This is a genomic window from Psychrobacillus sp. Z3-81 (genome assembly GCF_056620325.1).
In genome coordinates this window covers 59,976-79,342 of sequence record NZ_JBWQPU010000006.1, presented here as the reverse complement: position 1 = coordinate 79,342, position 19,367 = coordinate 59,976, and the positions used below count along the sequence as shown (strand labels likewise).

Below are 19,367 nucleotides of genomic sequence, written 5' to 3'. Positions count from 1 at the left end.
AAAAGGGCCCGCCTCAAAATCATTTGAAGACAGACCACTTACGACGAGCCATGGGAATATGAAACTTATCATAGAATCAAGACAATATAAAAAGAGAGTGTTATTTTAGTAACTCAATTAATAATAATACTTCTCCCTAAAGACTTTTAAAAAGGCAAGTCCTCCGCAAAAACAATAATTTAAATCTATGCATTTTTAGTATTCATAGTCACCTGCAATAGCTGAAATTACAGCCCCAACTGCTTGCACCCAAGAACCTACTGCATTCATCGTTACTCCTTCTTCCGTGTCAGTGTTCGAAAATACCTGTATCGTATTCCCTATTACTTGAATAATATTGCCGATATTATCCATAACTTCCGGAAAGGATAGATTTGGCTGCAGATTAAGGGATATGCCTGCACCTAATATTTGCAGAAGATTTCCCTGTGTACCTAAAACCTGGCTCGATTGCTCGTTCTCATCCAATATAGAAGCTATAACAGTTATATTTCCTGCAGCCTGTATCAGATCCCCTACTACATCGAGCAATAGGTCTTGATTTTCTGCTACTAGAGCGCTTCCACTCGCCTGTAATGTATTTCCAACTAAGCGAAAACCATTTAACGTTGATTGAGAAAAAATAGAAGATGGAGTATTTCCAATAGCAGCGATAATGGTACCAACAGCCTCCATCCACCCTCCTGCGATAGCAGCGATTCTTGAATTTCCGGAGCTGGTAAATGATGTCGTACTATTTGGAGTTACACTGAACATTAAATTATCCCAGTTTGGCATAGAACTCCCTTCTGTACGATCATTGTTTTGGTTTGTCGGGTTATCATTTCTTGTATTTGGATCTCGGTTATTCATATTCGTCACCTACTATCTATCGCATATAGTAGTATATGAATGGATAACCACCGCATTTAGACTTTCTGTTTTTATGACAATAAAAAAGCATGAATCCTACTAAGAGAATTCATACTTTGTTTCATTTATTTAAAGCAAGTAACCACTCTCGCAATTTTGCCTTTGGATAGTAAACATGGTTATTTATCAAAATATGTGGGATGTCTGGGTGCTCTTCAATCAGTTTTGCTGCATCCTCCTTGGATATCCCCATAAAATAATGGACATCGCTTTGCCTGATGAGCTCATGGGCATCGTATTCCTCTCCCTCCTCTAGGATGCTTTTATGATTTTTTGAGCCCTTTAAGCCCTCACCTATAAAATATCCGGCTAAAGCAATCCCAATCGCTAGCCAAAAAAAGTCTAAATCCATGTTTCTCTCTCCCTTCATTTTATATACCATCACTGTTTCTATATGAAAATAAGAATCTATAAAAATCTTCCTTTTTAGTAACTGCAAGAAATGGGTTATTGGAATTCTATACAGCCCAACTTAAGATAATCAAAAGTTTACTAATAAAAATAAAAAAATAATATTCCTTAATTCTATAGACTTTTATGACAATTTATAAGAATATTATTATATCGAAATAGTTAAAGTAGATAAAAAGGACGGTACATTAATGAAAAAACAAAAAAGCGATGTTGGAGTAATTCTTTATACATTATTTTTGATTATCACTTTCCCAATCTGGATTCTAGGCTATGTAATGAAACATTCAAAGTAAGAACAGGATCTTAATCTTTTACTTTCGCTTTATTATATAAGAATGGAATTCGTCACTGCTAACAATAGAATACCACACAAATTGTAGAACCTTTAACTAATTGATACCTCCATAAAAGTCTAAGCTTTTATGGAGGTATGATTCACTTAAGACAATAGTTAAAACTGTTTAGCTTTCGCAGCAATTCTTAGTAACTGGTTATGAAGAGTTACCTCTGTTTCCCCATTTACTTGAGATTTTTGATGCTTCGACCGTGTCCAGTTATGGTGGATTTTCTGAGATTTCGGATCTAAATCCATCTTGCTCATTCGTTCCGCCTCCTATGGTTCAAAGTGAACTCTTGATTAATATGTACAGCTTTTCATTACTTATTCCATTAAAAACAAAAAAATTCGTTTTTAAAATTGATAAGTAATTAATTCACCTGTAATAGCATTGATACCTACAATCCTTCTCTTAGACTCAGCATGACAAACCATATATTTTAATTCTTCAAAGGGCTCTTCAGCTTCATAATTAACAGACCAAGTTAAGCAGGCGTCGATTTTTCTAAAGGCTTGTTGTAGCTCCTCTATTGGTAAAACTGGTTGATTACAGTCGACTTCCAAGCATTCGATTGGTATAGCTGGTCCATTGCACATATCAATAAGACCCGTTGTTCGGTTCACCGATATGTAAAAGCTCTCTCCTTCTATTGGCATTCCACTCCTATCATGTAATGGAAATCTAAAAAATGCTCTATTTGAATTATTAAAGGATGGCTCTTCTACCTGTAAGTGTACATATGGTAAGAATTTCGCAAAATACGTTGCGATAAAAGCACATGCTACTTGCTTACATTGCTCATAGCTTAGCTGGAGATTGCCCTCTCTCCTCTTAAACCAAACGAACTCCTTTAGACGCTTCGTTTCTTTATCCATTTTAAGCTTTACTGTATTTTCTGTTTGATTGCGAAAGAATCCTTCAAACGAGCGGTCTGAAGTGTCATTTTCTTCTTCATCCCCCCATACCTGCCAATATTCATTGTCCGTTTCCTGTTCACGTTTTAACACCATCAAATCAGGAATACCTACTATCTCTTTAATAGATTTAGACATTTTCATTGGTTGGACATTGGAAATAGGAATTGTTGTCACTTCAGCATCATATTCATCTTCGAGGTAGTTTGGCTTGCCAGTATTAGCATTAAATAGCTGGGAAAGCGAACTGTTTGTATATATTTTGAATACCGCTGATTTCTCCACGTTATATGTATCCTTCGATAAATAGTAAGACTTCAATTGCCATGTTTCTTTTTTTACAATCTGGTCCAGAACTTTATTCTTTTCTATAAAGGTATCAGGCATACTTGGAGGTGTTTTCGTGTAGCCTTTGTAATAAAAGGATATCACTTCACCATTATCACTCACCTCAATACTTGTTTGAAATTTTCCTAACAGAATCCCACCAACTAGCTGCCCGTAAAAAAATAGGGTACTTTCTTTCTTTTCAATAAAGGAGGTTAGCTTTAAATAGGAAAGAGCCTCTGGGTGCTGAGCTATCAGAAATTGTTCAGCAATATTTTGTTGATCTTGAAAGCTTACTTTTCCTTCTTGTTTGTTTGAAGGAATCTTATTTAATACTATTAATCGACCATTTGAATCCAAAGTCACCGAAGCTCCGTCATCCAGATTGTTGTTTGCCCATATATAAGTAGCTCTATCTGACTGATAATCCTCCACTACTAATTCTAGATGCTTTGGAACCTCTACAAAGCTGATTGCTAACTTGGACAAATCTTCCTTTAGCATACTTGCCATCTCCTTACTCGTTATCGAGAGATTTAGTTTTTGCTGTAGCTGTTGCTTTAGCTCTCTCCGTCCTCTGAATAAATATGTCTTTACAGTATTCTTTGGTTTATCAAGCATAGATGAAATTTCCCTAATCGAAAAGTCATAAAAATAGTGCAAAACGATTGCCGTACGGTACTCATCTTTTAAGGAGGACAAAGCTTCATATAAGGAGTCAAATGAAGATAGGTCTGGTCTTGCTGTTACCACTGCATTATTCCTTAGCTTAACTTCAATTCCTAATGATCGTTCTCGCTTTTTAAAGAAAGCATAGCTCTCATGTATTAGAATTCTAAATAACCAGGTAGAAAAATAATGAGGCTGTCGCAGCTGATGAACAGATTCAAATGCCTTAATTATTGATTCTTGTACAATATCCTCAGCATCTGTACGGTTTCCTGTTAGCTTAAAAGCTTTTGCCAAGAGTCGTGGCTTCTCTAGCTGTAATAGCTGATCAAATGCATCTATATCACCTTGTATCGCCTTTGTAATAAGCTGCTCCATTTTCTCCCCTCCTTCTACATACTTAGAGTATCATTTGCCATGAAAAGGTTTCAAAATTTCACTATTTTTTATTAGCAAAGCAAAAGGAAAAAACGTATTCCTGACTACAGGAACACGTTCTTTTTCTATTTAAATCCTAGCTGTACTGTACAACTTTTAATATTCTATTCCTGCTATTCCGAACCCACCAGGACCAGCATGGGTAGAAATCATTGCACCAGCTTGCATCCATCGTATGTTTTCGAAACCACTCTTCTTAGCCATTTCCTCTATTTTTCTCTTAATTTGTTCATCTAGTCCGATAGAATAAATTAGATACAGTTGGTTTCTATTAATATCGTATTGGTCTAAATAATCTTGCAAAAGTTTTTCAGCAACCACACTCATATTTCCTCGATATTTTTTAGTAGAAACTAATTTTCCTTCCTTTAATTCGATACAAGGCTTTATTTTTAACAATGCCCCTCCGATATAAGCAATATTGCTTACCCGACCACCGGCTTTAAGGAAATCCAAACTCCCTGGGATAAAAGCAAGCCTCGTTTTTGGAACAATAGCTTCTATTTTTTCTATTAAATGAACGTGATCAATAGAAGGTTCTTCTTCCAAGATAGAGGCTGCATACAACACAACGGCAGCTAAACCTCCCGTAACATTTAATGTATCAATAAGATAGATGTCGTCAAAGTCCTCTGCTGCAATTACGGCGCTTTGAAAGGATGCAGAAGCTTTAGAAGTATATCCAATATGAATAATAATACTTTCGGGAAACTCCGCTCTAATACTAGAAAATAACTCCTGGTATTCATGCACATTAGTTGCAGTGGTTGATGGGATTTTCTTCGTGCGACTATGATAATCAAAAACTTCCTCTACAGAAACCTCTCCATCTAAATAATCCTTCCCATTCATTACAACATGCATTGGTACAACTTTTATTTGATGTTTTTCCATTAGGTCTTTCGGTAAATCTGCTCCACTCTCTGTAGACAAAATAATTTTTTTCATCGTTCATCCCTTTCTAATAGTGAGCCTTTATCGCGTACTATTCTGTTATTTATTCTTAATATACACGAAAGAGAGAGAATATCCATTATAATAGTAAGATAATTTTTACAAATAGGGATCATACAGCATATAACCAATGACAAGGGATGCTGTAAGTCTAATTCCATAATTTTATTTATGAACCAATAAATGTAGATATAAAAGAGGGTTTCTACTTCATTATCACGAAAATATCCCTAGAGAAAGGAGAATGTTCATGAAAATACCTGTAGCAAAGCGTATTCCCTATTCCCATATGATACACGGAGATATTCGGGAGGATGATTATTACTGGCTTAGGGATCGCACAAATCAAGAGGTTATCCAGTATTTAGAGGAAGAGAATCAGTATTATGACGAAGTGATGAAGCCACTTGCAAAACATACGGAAGAAATTTTTGAGAGCATGAAAGCTCGAGTACCTGAAACAGAAACCAAAATTCCGGTGCAGCATGGACCATATTTCTACTATTCTCGTTTGGACAAAGATAAGCAATATCCCATTTATGCTCGAAAAAAAGCCAGCAGTCGAGCACTTTTACCAGAAGTAGAAGAGGAAATAATTCTTGATGTAAACGATTTGGCTAGTGGTAATGATTACCTCAACGTAACCGAACGGCGGTTACATACAAGCCATACTAAACTAACTTATTTAGAGAATCGTGATGGCTCTGATCGCTATATGTTATACATAAAAGACTTAGAGTCTGGTGAGCTTTTGCCAGACACCATTTCAAATGTCTATTTGTATAGCAGTGTAGAGTGGAGTTCCTGTGGAGACTATATTTTTTATGTTACCGTGGACGAGCTTCAACGACCATATAGACTTTGGCGTCATCGGATAGGAAGTGATGCGGCTAGTGATGAGTTGCTGTATGAGGAAACAGATGTGATGTTTTCCTTGATTATCTTTAAATCACTGAGCGAGAAGTTTATATTTGTCTATTCTAATTCAAGCACAACAACAGAGGTACGCTTGATACATGCCGATGCCCCGTTATCACCAATACAGCTTTTTGACGAGCGACGTCATGGCATTATTTACGACCTCGAGCATTGGGGAGATGATCTCCTTATCCTTACAAATGAAGATGCTGTGAATTTCCAGCTCCAGCGCTGTCCAATCAATAATTTTTCTATGCGGGAAAATGTGGTGGAGTATAATGAAAACCATTTTCTTCAATCCATGTATCCATTTAAAAATGCTCTTCTTATCGAGGGAAGAGAGAACGGCTTAACACAGGCTTGGGTGTTACGAAACGGTCAACTGGAGCAATTAGAATGGGAGGAGCCCCTCTACACACTGTCTCTTTTAAATGGACAGAGCTATGATGCAGAAGAGATATTAATCCAGTACGAATCGTTACTTACTCCCAAAACTATTTTTGGGCTAAATTTGTTCACTGGCGAGAAAAATCGTCTACAGGTTGCTCCAGTCAGTGGCGATTATGATGCTTCCCAATACAAGCAGGAACAGATATGGGCAGAGGCTGAGGATGGGACAAGCATTCCTTTAATGGTTGTGTATAAAGAAGGTGCACTTGATTCTGGTCCAGCACCGCTCATTTTATCAGCATACGGCTCTTACGGTTACAGTAGTAACCCATATTTTAGCCCGTATCGCCTCCCTTTATTAGAAAAAGGAATTATCTTTGTTACCGCTCAGGTGCGCGGTGGCTCTGAAATGGGACGTACCTGGTATGAAGACGGAAAAATGCTACAAAAACGCAATACATTTACTGACTTTATTGCAGCAGCAAAGCACTTGATTGCACAGGGGTATACCTCTTCTAGCAAAATGGCTGCTCGTGGGGGCAGTGCGGGAGGCTTGCTTGTGGGTGCGGTAGCAAATATGGCGGGAGAGCTATTTCAAGTCATCGTTCCTGAAGTGCCTTTCGTAGATGTCGTGACCACTATGCTGGATGAATCTATTCCTCTTACTACATTGGAATGGGAAGAATGGGGAAATCCAAAGGAGAAAGATTACTATTATTATATGAAGTCCTATAGCCCTTACGATAATGTAGAAGCAAAAAACTACCCAAATTTGTACATTACCACTGGCTTAAATGATCCACGTGTTGCTTATTGGGAACCGGCAAAATGGGTGGCTCGATTACGCTCCATGAAAACGGATGACAACACCATTGTACTGAAGACCAATATGGGAGCTGGACACTTCGGTTCATCAGGACGCTTTAATCAACTCCGTGAAGAAGCGGAATGTTATGCGTTTATTTTAGATAAGCTTGGCGTCCACATGGATAAAGGCACTGTAAAAATGTAAAAACTACTCTCTCTATATAAAAACAGCAGGTTAGCGATATGCTCACCTGCTATTTTTTCGTTTCTTGTTCAGTCTTTTGTAGCCATAGCTCCTCGAGGGTCTCACAATTCCCCTCTTTCAATAAGTGTTTTATTTCCCCAGCCGTTATTATACGGCCTTGATGGATGAGAATCACCTGATCGGCAATTTCTTCTGCGAAGCTTAGTAAGTGTGTGGAAAAAAGAACAATCTGCTGGTTGTTACGTTCTTCCTTTAGCATCGCCTTTAGCCGGGCAATCCAATAAGGATCTAACCCATTAGTAGGTTCATCTAAAATATAAAGTTGACTGTCCCCCATTAAGCTTTGTGCTAGATTTAATCGTTGTCGCATTCCTTTTGAAAACTGGCCAACTTTTAATTTTTTTGCCTCTATTAATCCTACTTTTTCTAATAATGCAATCTGCTGCTCCCTTGAGACATTTTTTAAATCTCCTAGAAATTGAATAATCTCCTCTGCTGTTAACGTACTAGGAAATTCAATATCATCTGGCATAAATCGCACTTCGTGTGAGTCTCGCAGAATCTCCCCATGATCTGGTTTTAATGAATTGGTTAGAATATTGATAATTGTACTTTTCCCTGCACCATTGGACCCTACAAGCGCCGTAATATGACCTGGCTTTAGGGTTATATTTACATCAAATACGCCTCTGTCTCCTTTAAACGCCTTTGTCACATGCTTTAATTGTACTGTCATGCTTTTTTCCCTCTTATCTTTAACATAATTGTTGCCGCAAGTAACGTACCTACAACCCAGAGGATGGAGATAAGAACAAAAAAGATTACCCCAGGTGCAGAGGAGTAAAACTTCGATATATCATAAAAAGCTGGTCCTAAAACCGCTGTTTGCTTGGAGAACACAAAATATCCAAAACGTACCCATTCAAGTGGATTAAGATGAATAGTGGCAACAACAAGCTTTTGTAAAAAGTTTTCTGACGTAACTGTCCCAATAGCCATCACAATATAGGAAAATAACAGCGTAACAACTGACCAAACGCCAAGTCCCATTGCTAATGCATGCAATCGACTTTTCGCCATGCTTCCTACAAGGATACTTACTCCATTAAAAAGGATCAGCATAAGTGCCGTAATGCCAATTGCAAATAAAGGAAGCTTAACTCCTCCAAAAAAACTACCTACAAAGAGTGCGACCGCAAATACAAACAAAATAATACCTGCGAAAACGAAACAAAGAGAGATATACTTTGTTATCACATATTGACCCATTGTAAGTGGATAGGTTCTCAGCAATCCTAACCAGCCTGTTTCTTTGTCACTTGCTATATTCATACTTCCAATTGTCAGCATAAATAAAGGTAGTAAAAACAGTAAAATATTGATCAAGGATGCAGTTTGCCGCGTAAAGCCACTCGTTTCTGGTAGAGCCATATGCTGAATCATTAAGATCGCTGTAAATACTACCGAAAATAAAACCGTTACAATCTGTATCCACCTGCTGCGTAAAAGCTGCTTACATTCTAATAAAATCATTTGACTGTTCATTAGTGCTCATGTACTCCCCAATTAAAAGTAAGTAGCTCTTCATAAGGTACAAGCTCTCCAGGCTGCTCTTCCATATATTCATTTGCTTCCTCTAAAGAGCTAAATGCCACAACCCCATAGTTCATCGGTGTCCAATAATCTTTGGAGTATACATAGACTGCATCTTCAATATTTAACCACTGGGAAGAATTCATGTCTCGTATATAACCAGCGCCGACTTTCTCTTCCCCATTCTCTAACACATACTCCATTAAACAGCCTATATCATCAAAAACTACGTAATCCCCATTTTTCAACACAATTTGCGCGGCATAGTCAACATGCGTGATGCTCATATTGCATATATGACAAACATCGACCTCTGGGTTAATATCTCTTGGTTCAAAAGTTTCCTCACTACATGCTGATAAAATGAAAACTGATACAACTAAAACAATCCACTTATATAATCTCATGTCAATCTTCTCCTTACGGTCAACATACCTGTTAATACGGCGCTGCTGATTAGTAACTGCCAAATATGAATATCTATATCCATTTCGAACGGCTTTTTTAGAATGAGAGGTTGATCGTCTACAATAACGTTTGTTTGGTTATCCGTTACTTCTGTGTCCAACATGTTTAAAGTAACGACACTAGGAGACTCTATAAAATATTGGTAGACAGGCTTTCGCACCATCCATTGTCCAAATGAGTTTGTCGCTAAATAATTGGTATCTCCAATTAAATCCCCATCGTAGTCCTTTCCATCATAGTCATCATAATAATTCCTTTGCAGCTTGACCCCATGATGGTCTGTACGGGCGGTTAAAATATTCCCGTGAAATTCATTGTTCTGGATGAGTAATTCTCCTGAGCGCTTTACTTGCAAGACGGTGCCATTCGTTGAAAACAAGTTCTGTTCTACCACCATTTCACGCGCATTTTGTATATCCATTGCAATCGTGTTTTCACGTAACTCATTGTTTATAAATTTCAGGCTTTCCACATCATAGACATAGACACCTAAACTATTGAGTGTATTATTCTTAGCTACTACATTGCTTTCTATTTGCACGTTATTCGCTATCATAATCATAAAGCCTGTCATATTGTTCGTTAATTCATTATTTAGTAGCTCTATATTATTGCTATACATCATATGCATAGCATAACGGCTATTTTTAACGTGATTATTCTCCAAGCGAATGTCGTTTACACTCTCTAAATAAATACCGTCCATTGTGTTATCAATATTGCTGTCAGTAACAGTAACTTTTTCTGAGTTATAGACAGCAACAGCATGATCCTTCGTAGAAAAATGACCCTCTTTGCCCATCACCTGTACATTTAGTAGATGAATGTTTTCACTATTGTTTATTTTCATACCGGACATTGCATCATCTATTTGCACATTGTTAAAAGTTATATCTTTCACATCGTTGACTACAATTGCACTTTCCTCAGCTTGAAACTTGATATTCTCGAGAACTACATCCTTCGTATCTGAAACTGTTAAAGCAGTAGCTAGGGAATGAATTTCAGTCCCATCAACGCCTTTAATTGTAATAGGCTTTGTAATAGATATAGAACCACGATACACACGCTCTTCTAAGAGAAGCGTGCCTCCTGGTTCAGTCTGGTCTATTAATTTTTGCAGCCGACTTTTGCCGTTATTCTTCTTTATTTCTGGACGTACAAAAGTTGGTGTTTCGTGATGATGATCCGTACTTGCCTCAAAGATTATTGGAGCGGAAATTCCTCCTAATAGAAAGCCAAATAAAATTGCAATACTCCACTTTTTCATTTGTTTCCCTACTCAGGTGAACCATCGGAAGACATCGTATCTTTGTCTGAATGATGATTATGCCCTTCACTATTCATCTGTTTTTTCTTATGACGCTCGATTGCTTGTGTACGGATTTCATCTATCGCCACAATCTCAACGTTTTCGTTTTGAGCTATATATGTATTTGCATCTTCTTCAAATTTAAAGAATATATATCCCCAGTTCATTGGAGATTTCAAATCTGTTTTTACTGCATACGCTTCCTCTACGTTAAACCAATTTAATGTATGATAGTCACGTACAAACTTTTCATTTTCTACTCCATTCACATACTCATCATTTAACAAACAACCTATGTCATCATAGAACACAATCTCTCCATTTTCACGAATTGCTTGGGCAGAAAAAATTCCTTGTTCATGATTCTTCGTATACACTTTCATGTTACACATGAAACAAGTTACTTCTTCTGTCGGTTCTTGTAAGCGCTCATCAGCTGTCCACTCTGTTTGTTCAGCTTTTGATAACTTGTTATCTTTGTTTTCTACTGTTACTTCCTTAGACGTATCTTCCTCTTTAGACTCTTCTTGCACAGCATTATCTCCACATGCAAATAACATAAGCGACAATGGTACTGCAAACAATAACTTTTTCATTGAATTTCCTCCAAAATGATAGTATCTGCAGTTTTCATTATAAACGCTAAATGCTTGCTCAAAATGATAAATATTTGACGATTATTCACCTATATTGTGAAAATGACTTCACATTTAGTTAGTATAATATATCTATCCATATTTTTACTGCTGTTGCTGCTATCATAATGGCAAGTAGCCATTGCAATATTTTCACATTCATTTTTTGTCCAGCTTTAGCTCCAAGAGGCGCTGCAATGATGCTAGCAATGATCATGATAAATGCTGGCCAATAGTCAATTTGACCTGTAATAATTTTCCCTATACTTCCCCCAATGGAGGAAATAAACGTAATGGCTAAACTTGTAGCAATTGTCACCCTTGTAGGAACTTTTAATACGGTTAGCATAATCGGAACCAATAAGAAGCCACCTGCTGCTCCTACAATACCTGAACCAATTCCCACAATAAAAGCTAATATGCTTGCTAGTAATTTATTAAAAGTAACGACAGTTGTATCTTCTACCGTTTTACGCGGGATGAACATCATCACCGCGGCAATTACTGCAAGGAGACCGTATACGATATTAACGGCTTCTTCTGATAAAAATCCTGAACCATAGCTACCAATAAAACTCCCTATTAAAATTGAAACACCCATATAAAGGATGAGTTCTTTATGGAGGAGACCACTTTTTCGGTATGCCCACACCCCTGCAATCGATGCGAAAAATACTTGAATAGCACTAATCCCAGAAACCTCGTGGGCAGTGAATGCCACCAAACCAAACATTGGTGGGATGTATAATAACATTGGGTATTTAATGATAGACCCTCCAACACCTAGCATTCCGGAGATAAAGGATCCTATAAACCCAAGAGCAAAAATAACAGTTATAAATGTAATAGAAATATCCATATTGTGTCCCTTCTTTCTTATAAAAAAGCGAGTAGGACTCTACTCCACTCGCTATTTACGCTATTATGCTTTTTGAATATAGAAGGTAAGCACTCCGTCTTCCTCTTTTTGTTCGAGGATGGTATGACCGCCAGATTTTGCCCAAGCTGCAAAGTCATTTAAAGCTCCTTTGTCCGTTGCTAATACTTCAAGCACTTCCCCAGAATTCATGGAATCGATTGTTTTTTTCGTGCGTACGATTGGCATTGGACAAGCTAAGCCCTTTGCATCTAAAGTTTTTGTGATATTCATATTTGTTTCCTCTTTTCCGTTTTAGGTTCATTTAATGAGTGATAAGCTTCAGCAAACTGATAGATTAATTACCTTACCGCACAGCGATTTGGACCAATCTCCATTTCTACTTGTTCCTCATCACTTGGTGTATCTTTTCCCATGTTTACGAGTCGAATTTCTTGATATGCGTTTGGTTGCGGTGGTAAGTTGTCCGTTACCATCGAACGGAAGACTTCCTCGTCCTCTACATTCAATCCATGATTTTCAGCAAATAAATCTCCTAATCGTTTTGCAACAGTTCCATCTTCATTTAGCTCTTCTATAATCATGAAGTGGGCCGGCAGCACGATTAAATCATCTGCCAATGTGCGATAACGGCTATATAATGTCTCTCGCAAGTCTCCCACCCAATCTTCTGCCAGACCCGCTAAATCAGGACGGCCGATGGAATCAACGAACAAAATATCACCAGTCAGCAAGTACTTTTCATCGATAACAAATGAGGTAGAACCTATCGTATGACCTGGTGAATATAGCGCTCCTACTTCAATCTGCGAAGCACCTAGTTTTACGATTAAACCATCCGTTAGAGGTGTGTATTCAAAAACAACTTCCTCTGCATCCTTCGGTGGTAAGTAGTACGTTGCACCTGTTTGGCTAGCAATATGACGACCACCTGAAATATGATCTGCGTGTAAGTGTGTATCAAAAACATGCTTAATCTTTACGCCTTTATCTTCTGTAAATTGGATAAATATACCTGAAAACCTTCCAGCATCGATGATTGCTGCTTCATCACCGTTAATAGCCATATAAGACAGACAACCTTTTCCCAAGCGGACAAATTGATACAATTCACCGCCTCCAGTAAGATCTCCTACTTTAATAGGCTCAAGATACATGGACCAAGACTTCATCCCACCCTCTAGGTAACCTACTTTGTACCCTGCCTCTGACAGCATTTCTGCCACCATAATGGATGAGCCTTCTTTTGCACAAACGACCAGCACATCTTTATCAGGCGGAATCTTTGGTAGAATCTCTTCTACACCATCTAATAAATCAAAGTAAGGGATATTTAAATAGTCAAATCTATGTCCTTCAATCTTCCAATCTTCAAATGCATCTGTATTACGTACATCTAAGATAAATAATTCTTTGTCATCTATTACTTTGCGTGCAACCTGAGCTGCAGTCCAAGCTGTAACCGTCATTTGTTGTACCCCCATAGGTATAATTTCGTTCATTTTTTTGGTTCGAATAGTGTAACTACCCGAACCAATAAATACAATTCTTTCGTATATCAATCCATGTCTTTTTCTAGCTCGCCTTTATACTCACTCATACCCGGTAAAACGTTTTTAACATTCTTGAAACCTGCTTCTACTAATTGGCTCGCAGCTAGGTCTGATCTTGTACCTGTACGGCAGATGACATAAATAGGCTTTTCTTGATCAAGCTCGTTTAGCCGCTCCGTTAGTTCGCCTAATGGAATCGATTTTGCTCCAGGAATACGACCAAACGCATATTCTGCTGCTTCTCTTACGTCTAAAATCAAGCCTTCCCCTTTTACGGCATCCTCATTGGAAACGGTATGCTCAAATGTTTTTTCTGCTTCCTTTGTTTCTTGGTTACTTTTTCGAATATAGTGGAACAGTACCCCACCTTCTTCTCTTGTGCCTATATATTGGTGACCAACAACTTTGGACCAAGCAGCTAAATCTGCTATGGAACCTTTATCTGTTGCTTGAACCTCTAAAACTTGTCCTTCAGTAAGATTGTTCATTGCTTTTTTAGTTTTTACTATTGGCATTGGACAAGCCAGCCCTTTTGCGTCTAATTGTACATCTGATTTAATCATCTGTTTCCTCCTCCAATACCACCAGGGGTATAAATGTTTGTAAAAAAATTATTCTACTTCCCCAGTCCACTCTAGCATTCCGCCAGTCATGTTCGTTACATCAAAGCCTTGTGCTTCTAAAAAAGCTGTTGCTTGACCACTTCGTCCACCTGAACGACATACCATTATATACGGAGTATTCTTATCCAACTCTTGCATTCGATATTCAAGTAAACCAAGCGGGATGTTTGTAACGCCTGGGATATGCCCCGCTTCCACTTCTGTCACTTCACGAACATCGATTAAATTTAGATCAGCTCCAGCTTCTAATTTTTGCTTTACTTCTGTTGGTGAGATTGTTTTCATCATTTATTCCTCCTAATAAGCACTCATACCGCCACGGACATTTGTGACTTTTTCATAGCCTAATTTTTTCAGTTGCTTGCAAGCTTGTTTGGAACGCATTCCACTTTGACAGATAACGACAATTTCTTTATCCCTCGGTAGCTTTGAAAAATTAGAACCGAGTGGTATATTTTTAAATTGCTTTACGTTACGCGATTTATATTCCCCAGGTGTACGCACATCAATAAACACCTTTTCTTTGTCATTTATTATTGTTTTTAACTGTGTCGTTGATATTTGTTTCACACCTTTTGCCGGAATCATCCGCCAAGCAATAAATGCAAGTAGGACACCTATTAAAATTGCTGTTTCCATATGTCACCTCTTATATGAATAAATTGACGTTGCCGTCTTCTGCATCCGCTAAATAAGCAGCTACGCCAGCATATTCTACACCGTCTAAAAGCTCTTCATTTTGTATTCCAAGCAAATCCATCGTCATTGTGCAAGTTACTAGTTTAATGTCTTGTTCTTGAGCCATTTCAATTAACTGTGTAAGAGTTAAAGCATTATGCTTTTTCATCACATGCTTAATCATCTTTGGTCCCATCCCTAACATTTGCATTTTGGATAAGCCAAGCTTTTCAGCTCCACGTGGCATCATTTTACCAAACATCTTTTCTAAAAATCCTTTATTCACTTCAATTGGCTCTTGTTTGCGTAACGCATTGATTCCCCAGAATGTGTGAAAGATTGTTACCTCATGGTCGTAAGCTGCTGCACCATTTGCAATAATGTAAGCTGCCATCGCCTTATCATAATCTCCACTAAATAAAACGATTGTTGTTCTTTTCTTCTCCATAAACTTCTCCTTACCCCCATGGGTATTATTTTGTTTAAAAATAAAAAGTCTTATCGACTCTTTACTAATAGATCTACTGCTTGCTTTACCATCGCATTCTTATCCAGTGATTTAGCATCTTCTTTTGATAAGCATTCGACTAAGTTATCTGTGACAATAACACCGATTGTGCGATCAACAGCAGAGCGAACAGCACTTAGTTGCGTAATGACTTCTTTACAATCCTTCTCTTCTTCCATCATACGCAAGATGCCTCTAAGTTGGCCTTCTATCTTTTTTACCCTTGTTGTGATTTTTGTATCGTATTGCATTATCTCACCTCTTTTCTACCTATTCATTTCTTAATGGTGAATTAGTAGTTATTTATTTGATTATAATACTACTACCCCCATGGGTATGTGTCAAATGAAAGATTTGTTGAAGATAAGAGGAGGGGGGAGCAATTAGGGAAAAAACACTTAAGATTCTTAGATTTAATGGAACCTTAGGTTCTCCGCTGCGTCGGACGCTTGGAGTGGAGGCCAATAGGAAGTTGGTCAGGAAAACGTTGTCACACGATGTGACGTTCTTAGTTTTCCCTCCGCTAGGTAAGCCAGCTCCCTGCTCTCGCTGGAGTCGCCGACGCTGCTACGAACCAATAGTATTTCCTACTAACCTGAAATTTTAATAAGTAAATCGAAAAAGGATATATACCCATTCAAAAAAGGAATGTTTTTGGCCGAGCTTCAGCTTTTTCTTTGAAAGATATCATGTAGCATTAATCCTGGCATGGTCACAGAGACGCCTGTTTAAAATAACAGCAACTTTGCTTATGATCCTAATCATTTTAACAAGGATTGATACTGCTCAACTAAGTCACGTAAAGCATGTTCACTTATAGGACCAACAATCCTGTCTAGCTCCTGTCCGTCCTCGTTTAAGAGCACAGTTGTTGGAATAGACATCACTTGAAATGCGGTGCCTACCTCATCCTTTTCGTCTAATAAAATTGGATAAGTGACTTCATATGTTTCCATAAACTGAGTTAATGCCTCCGCTCCATTGTCGCGGGCAGCTAAGTTAATTCCAATCAATTCAACATTGCCCGGCAAATCTTCAGCAAAGCTTTGTAAATGTGGCATTTCTGCCTTACAAGGAGGACACCAAGTTGCAAAGAAGTTAACGACCGTTATTGTTTGCTCTTGCTCTGCCAGACGGTACTCATCCCCAGTAGCCGTAAGTAACTCTAATGCTACTCTTTCCTTTAAGTCCGATTTCTTTGGGATATCAGTCAACATGACGGCAACTAAACTTAACACTCCAATAATCGCGAGGTGCTGTGCCTGTTTTATTTTCAATATGATCGTCAATAAAACGCCTGCGTGAATTTGTGTTGAGCCAGATTCGAAGCCACCTAACCAAAGTAACGGAAGCCACTGTGCTAATAATAGCCAGCCATTATATCTACATTCGACCATTAGGAATAGGAGTGCCCATATGACTGCAACAATCCACTGTTCTTGAAAGCTATAATTGATTACTTGGTAAACTGCTATAAAGCGAGCCCAATATTCCCAAAGCATTTGCCAATCAAGTGTGTCCCATTTTTTATACAAAGTGACCGCAACCAATGCAAGTGCTAATAGATGTCCTTTATCACCACCATCAAAATAAAGGAGTGATAAAGGAGCTTTGACAAAATCGAACCAGGAAAAGAGGAGATAACTAACCTTCCAGACAATTACATAAAGGAGAATCAGCTGTTCGATTGTTTTATTTGTATAAGGATCTGCTTTCCTGCTCCGAAAATCGCTATAAAGTACAGCAATAAAAAATGCCAGCCAAGCTACTGGAATGTTTAGTTGTCCGATTGTTAAATAATTCATCTTAAACTCCTTTTCCCTGAGCATTTGCCAGCATCAAGTACTACTTGAAATTATATTGCGTCACGATTGGCTCTCGTTTTAATGATTGATCTCGGAAATATTCATATAAAGAAATACCTAAAAACGAGCCTGAGATATTATAAACATTTTCATAGCCACTATTAACAAGAGCCATCACAGCATTATAGCTGCGTTGCGCTGAACGACAGTGTACATAAATAGGTACGTCTTTTGGAATCTCATGCATTCGGTCGCGCAGCAGACTTAACGGAATGTTTACTGCTCCTTTTATCGCTCCATTTGCAAACTCATTTGGCTCTCGAACATCTACAATAAATGCTCCTGCTTCTACTAACGAACGAACTTCACTTACTCGTACTTGTTTAAATCGTCCTGCCATAATATTTGTTGCCACTAACGCAGCTAAATTGACTACATCTTTTGCAGTGGAGAACATTGGTGAATAGGAAAGCTCAAGTTCTTTTAAATCTTCTATTGTTCCGTTCATTGAAATGAGTGTCGCTATTACATCAATACGTTTATCTGCATTTCCTTTACCGATTGCTTGTGCCCCAATAATCCGACCAGTTGGCACTTCATAAATTAGTTTGAGGTGCAGTGGATTACTTGATGGCATTAACCCTACCTTATCTGGTGCGATTACATACACCGCATCGACCGGCAATCCTATTTGTTTTGCAGTTCTTTCATTCAAGCCTGTTGAGGCAGCTGCATAATCAAACACTTGAATACTTAGGGACCCAATAACACCTTTGTTTATAGCCGGAATCCCATATATGTGATCCGCTGTTGCACGTGCTTGACGCTGAGCTGGACCAGCTAAAGCTAAACGTGTAGGCTTATTCATCAAGCGATGATACACTTCAATGGCATCCCCTACTGCATATATATGAGGGTCCGTTGTTTGATAGTTTTGGTTGACCTTTATTGCTCCAGTTTCCCCAATCTCTAGTCCTGCTTCGGCTGCTAACGATGTTTCAGGGCGTACCCCAATCGCTAACACGACAATATCTGCTTCAATTATGTTGTCAGAGTTTAACTTGATATTTGTTGGTGTTATTTCTTTTAGGCCGTCTTCCACCACTAGCTGGACACCTTGGTCGACCATTTCCTTATGTAAGATTTGCACCATATCGTCATCAAAAGGAGTTAAAATTTGCGGTGCAAATTCCACTAATGATACAGAACGACCAGCTAAACGTAAGTTTTCCGCTACTTCCACACCGATAAATCCGCCACCGATCACCGCTATGCTTTTTGCATTTCTTTCCACAATAGCATTATGTAAACGCTCGATATCCACTACATTACGAACAGTGAAAACATGAGGTAAATCCGTTCCAGGAAGATTTGGCACTATTGGGCTAGCGCCAGGCGATAAAATAAGCTTGTCATATGATTCTGTCGTTTGTTCGCCTGTCAGTACATGCTTCACTGTCACCGTCTTTTCATCACGATTAATCGCGATTACTTCGCTATTTACTCTTGCGTCAATATTATACTTCGTTTCAAACGAATCTGGGGTCATCATTAATAGTCGCTTACTATCTTGTACGACTCCACTTAAATAAAATGGCAAGGAACAATTGGAGAATGACACATGTGGTCCTTTTTCAAACATCACTATTTCTGCTTGCTCATCTAAACGCCTGATTCGTGCAGCTGCAGAAGCACCTCCTGCAACTCCTCCAATAATCACTACTTTTCTCATCATGTAGCCTCCTAATTTATTTAGAGTTAAATATATCTTTACCATCACATTATACCCTATAGGGTATAATGTCAATGAAGAAATACTAGACGATTGATATCTAAGAGCTTACTAGAGATAGATAGTCTCGTTTATAAGGATTCCTTCTTTGATAGCGGGTTACTCTTTCCAGGGTCGGCTTTTCTCTCGGTCGCGGGTGGTTTATTCTCGGTTGGCTGGGAGTTACTCTCACTCATGGATGATTTACTTTCAGATAGACCACCTTTACTCTCATTTAGCCGGTTTACTCTCGGTCGA

Annotated in this window: 21 protein-coding genes; 1 reads left to right on the top strand and 20 read right to left on the bottom strand. The window is 38.3% G+C overall.

All coding sequences use genetic code 11. The annotated features are described in order from the left end of the window. Window positions 1–195: 195 nt before the first annotated feature. The 5 genes from AC1ECF_RS08370 to AC1ECF_RS08350 all read right to left on the bottom strand — a co-directional run bounded on the left by AC1ECF_RS08370 (window position 196) and on the right by AC1ECF_RS08350 (window position 4,960). Complete coding sequence (locus AC1ECF_RS08370) at window positions 196–852, bottom strand: DUF6944 family repetitive protein (protein ID WP_480388953.1); 657 nt, start codon at window positions 850–852, stop codon at window positions 196–198. A 121-nt stretch (window positions 853–973) separates the two neighbouring features. Continuing rightward, on the bottom strand, window positions 974–1,264 hold the full coding sequence (locus tag AC1ECF_RS08365; RefSeq protein WP_480388952.1) for a DNA-binding protein: 291 nt from the start codon (window positions 1,262–1,264) through the stop codon (window positions 974–976). A 513-nt stretch (window positions 1,265–1,777) separates the two neighbouring features. After that, on the bottom strand, window positions 1,778–1,927 hold the full coding sequence (locus AC1ECF_RS08360; RefSeq protein ID WP_480388951.1) for a YpzG family protein: 150 nt from the start codon (window positions 1,925–1,927) through the stop codon (window positions 1,778–1,780). A 90-nt stretch (window positions 1,928–2,017) separates the two neighbouring features. Continuing rightward, window positions 2,018–3,952: a sigma-70 family RNA polymerase sigma factor gene (locus AC1ECF_RS08355; RefSeq protein ID WP_480388950.1), complete on the bottom strand. Its 1,935-nt coding sequence runs from the start codon at window positions 3,950–3,952 to the stop codon at window positions 2,018–2,020. A 156-nt stretch (window positions 3,953–4,108) separates the two neighbouring features. Then, window positions 4,109–4,960 (bottom strand): DegV family protein, encoded by an 852-nt coding sequence (locus AC1ECF_RS08350; RefSeq protein ID WP_480388949.1) that lies wholly within the window; start codon window positions 4,958–4,960, stop codon window positions 4,109–4,111. Window positions 4,961–5,216: 256 nt separating this feature from the next. Here AC1ECF_RS08350 and AC1ECF_RS08345 point away from each other — a divergent pair, with 256 nt between their 5' ends. Further along, on the top strand, window positions 5,217–7,286 hold the full coding sequence (locus tag AC1ECF_RS08345) for a S9 family peptidase (RefSeq protein ID WP_480388948.1): 2,070 nt from the start codon (window positions 5,217–5,219) through the stop codon (window positions 7,284–7,286). 49 nt (window positions 7,287–7,335) lie between these two features. Here AC1ECF_RS08345 and AC1ECF_RS08340 read toward each other — a convergent pair whose 3' ends face one another. The 15 genes from AC1ECF_RS08340 to AC1ECF_RS08270 all read right to left on the bottom strand — a co-directional run bounded on the left by AC1ECF_RS08340 (window position 7,336) and on the right by AC1ECF_RS08270 (window position 19,073). Further along, window positions 7,336–8,022 (bottom strand): ABC transporter ATP-binding protein, encoded by a 687-nt coding sequence (locus AC1ECF_RS08340; protein WP_480388947.1) that lies wholly within the window; start codon window positions 8,020–8,022, stop codon window positions 7,336–7,338. Beyond that, the gene (locus AC1ECF_RS08335) at window positions 8,019–8,831 is read right to left on the bottom strand and encodes an ABC transporter permease (RefSeq protein ID WP_480388946.1); all 813 of its coding nucleotides are present in this window, start codon (window positions 8,829–8,831) and stop codon (window positions 8,019–8,021) included. Before AC1ECF_RS08335 ends, AC1ECF_RS08340 begins: the two co-directional genes overlap by 4 nt. Beyond that, window positions 8,831–9,286: a nitrous oxide reductase accessory protein NosL gene (locus tag AC1ECF_RS08330; protein ID WP_480388945.1), complete on the bottom strand. Its 456-nt coding sequence runs from the start codon at window positions 9,284–9,286 to the stop codon at window positions 8,831–8,833. The genes AC1ECF_RS08335 and AC1ECF_RS08330 overlap by 1 nt, the downstream gene beginning before the upstream one ends. Next, window positions 9,283–10,617, bottom strand: coding sequence for a right-handed parallel beta-helix repeat-containing protein (locus tag AC1ECF_RS08325; protein ID WP_480388944.1), 1,335 nt, complete (start codon window positions 10,615–10,617; stop codon window positions 9,283–9,285). Before AC1ECF_RS08325 ends, AC1ECF_RS08330 begins: the two co-directional genes overlap by 4 nt. An 8-nt stretch (window positions 10,618–10,625) precedes the next feature. After that, entirely contained in the window at window positions 10,626–11,255 is a 630-nt protein-coding gene (locus AC1ECF_RS08320) for a nitrous oxide reductase accessory protein NosL (protein WP_480388943.1), read from the bottom strand. A 118-nt stretch (window positions 11,256–11,373) separates the two neighbouring features. After that, window positions 11,374–12,153, bottom strand: coding sequence for a sulfite exporter TauE/SafE family protein (locus AC1ECF_RS08315; protein ID WP_480388942.1), 780 nt, complete (start codon window positions 12,151–12,153; stop codon window positions 11,374–11,376). 63 nt (window positions 12,154–12,216) lie between these two features. Then, window positions 12,217–12,444 (bottom strand): sulfurtransferase TusA family protein, encoded by a 228-nt coding sequence (locus tag AC1ECF_RS08310; RefSeq protein WP_480388941.1) that lies wholly within the window; start codon window positions 12,442–12,444, stop codon window positions 12,217–12,219. A gap of 68 nt (window positions 12,445–12,512) precedes the next feature. Beyond that, window positions 12,513–13,640 (bottom strand): MBL fold metallo-hydrolase, encoded by a 1,128-nt coding sequence (locus AC1ECF_RS08305; RefSeq protein WP_480388940.1) that lies wholly within the window; start codon window positions 13,638–13,640, stop codon window positions 12,513–12,515. A gap of 89 nt (window positions 13,641–13,729) precedes the next feature. Then, window positions 13,730–14,287: a sulfurtransferase TusA family protein gene (locus AC1ECF_RS08300; RefSeq protein ID WP_480388939.1), complete on the bottom strand. Its 558-nt coding sequence runs from the start codon at window positions 14,285–14,287 to the stop codon at window positions 13,730–13,732. Between the two features lie 48 nt (window positions 14,288–14,335). Continuing rightward, entirely contained in the window at window positions 14,336–14,632 is a 297-nt protein-coding gene (locus AC1ECF_RS08295) for a rhodanese-like domain-containing protein (RefSeq protein WP_480388938.1), read from the bottom strand. Between the two features lie 12 nt (window positions 14,633–14,644). After that, the gene (locus AC1ECF_RS08290; RefSeq protein ID WP_480388937.1) at window positions 14,645–14,986 is read right to left on the bottom strand and encodes a rhodanese-like domain-containing protein; all 342 of its coding nucleotides are present in this window, start codon (window positions 14,984–14,986) and stop codon (window positions 14,645–14,647) included. Between the two features lie 10 nt (window positions 14,987–14,996). Then, window positions 14,997–15,473 carry a DsrE/DsrF/DrsH-like family protein gene (locus AC1ECF_RS08285; protein WP_480388936.1) on the bottom strand — a complete coding sequence of 159 codons (477 nt, stop codon included), beginning with the start codon at window positions 15,471–15,473 and terminating at the stop codon, window positions 14,997–14,999. Window positions 15,474–15,523: 50 nt separating this feature from the next. After that, a complete protein-coding gene (locus tag AC1ECF_RS08280; protein ID WP_480388935.1) occupies window positions 15,524–15,784 on the bottom strand; it encodes a metal-sensitive transcriptional regulator in 261 nt (86 codons plus the stop codon). A 510-nt stretch (window positions 15,785–16,294) separates the two neighbouring features. Next, entirely contained in the window at window positions 16,295–17,338 is a 1,044-nt protein-coding gene (locus AC1ECF_RS08275) for a TlpA family protein disulfide reductase (RefSeq protein WP_480388934.1), read from the bottom strand. Between the two features lie 40 nt (window positions 17,339–17,378). Next, window positions 17,379–19,073, bottom strand: coding sequence for an FAD-dependent oxidoreductase (locus AC1ECF_RS08270; protein WP_480388933.1), 1,695 nt, complete (start codon window positions 19,071–19,073; stop codon window positions 17,379–17,381). Between the last annotated feature and the right edge of the window lie 294 nt (window positions 19,074–19,367).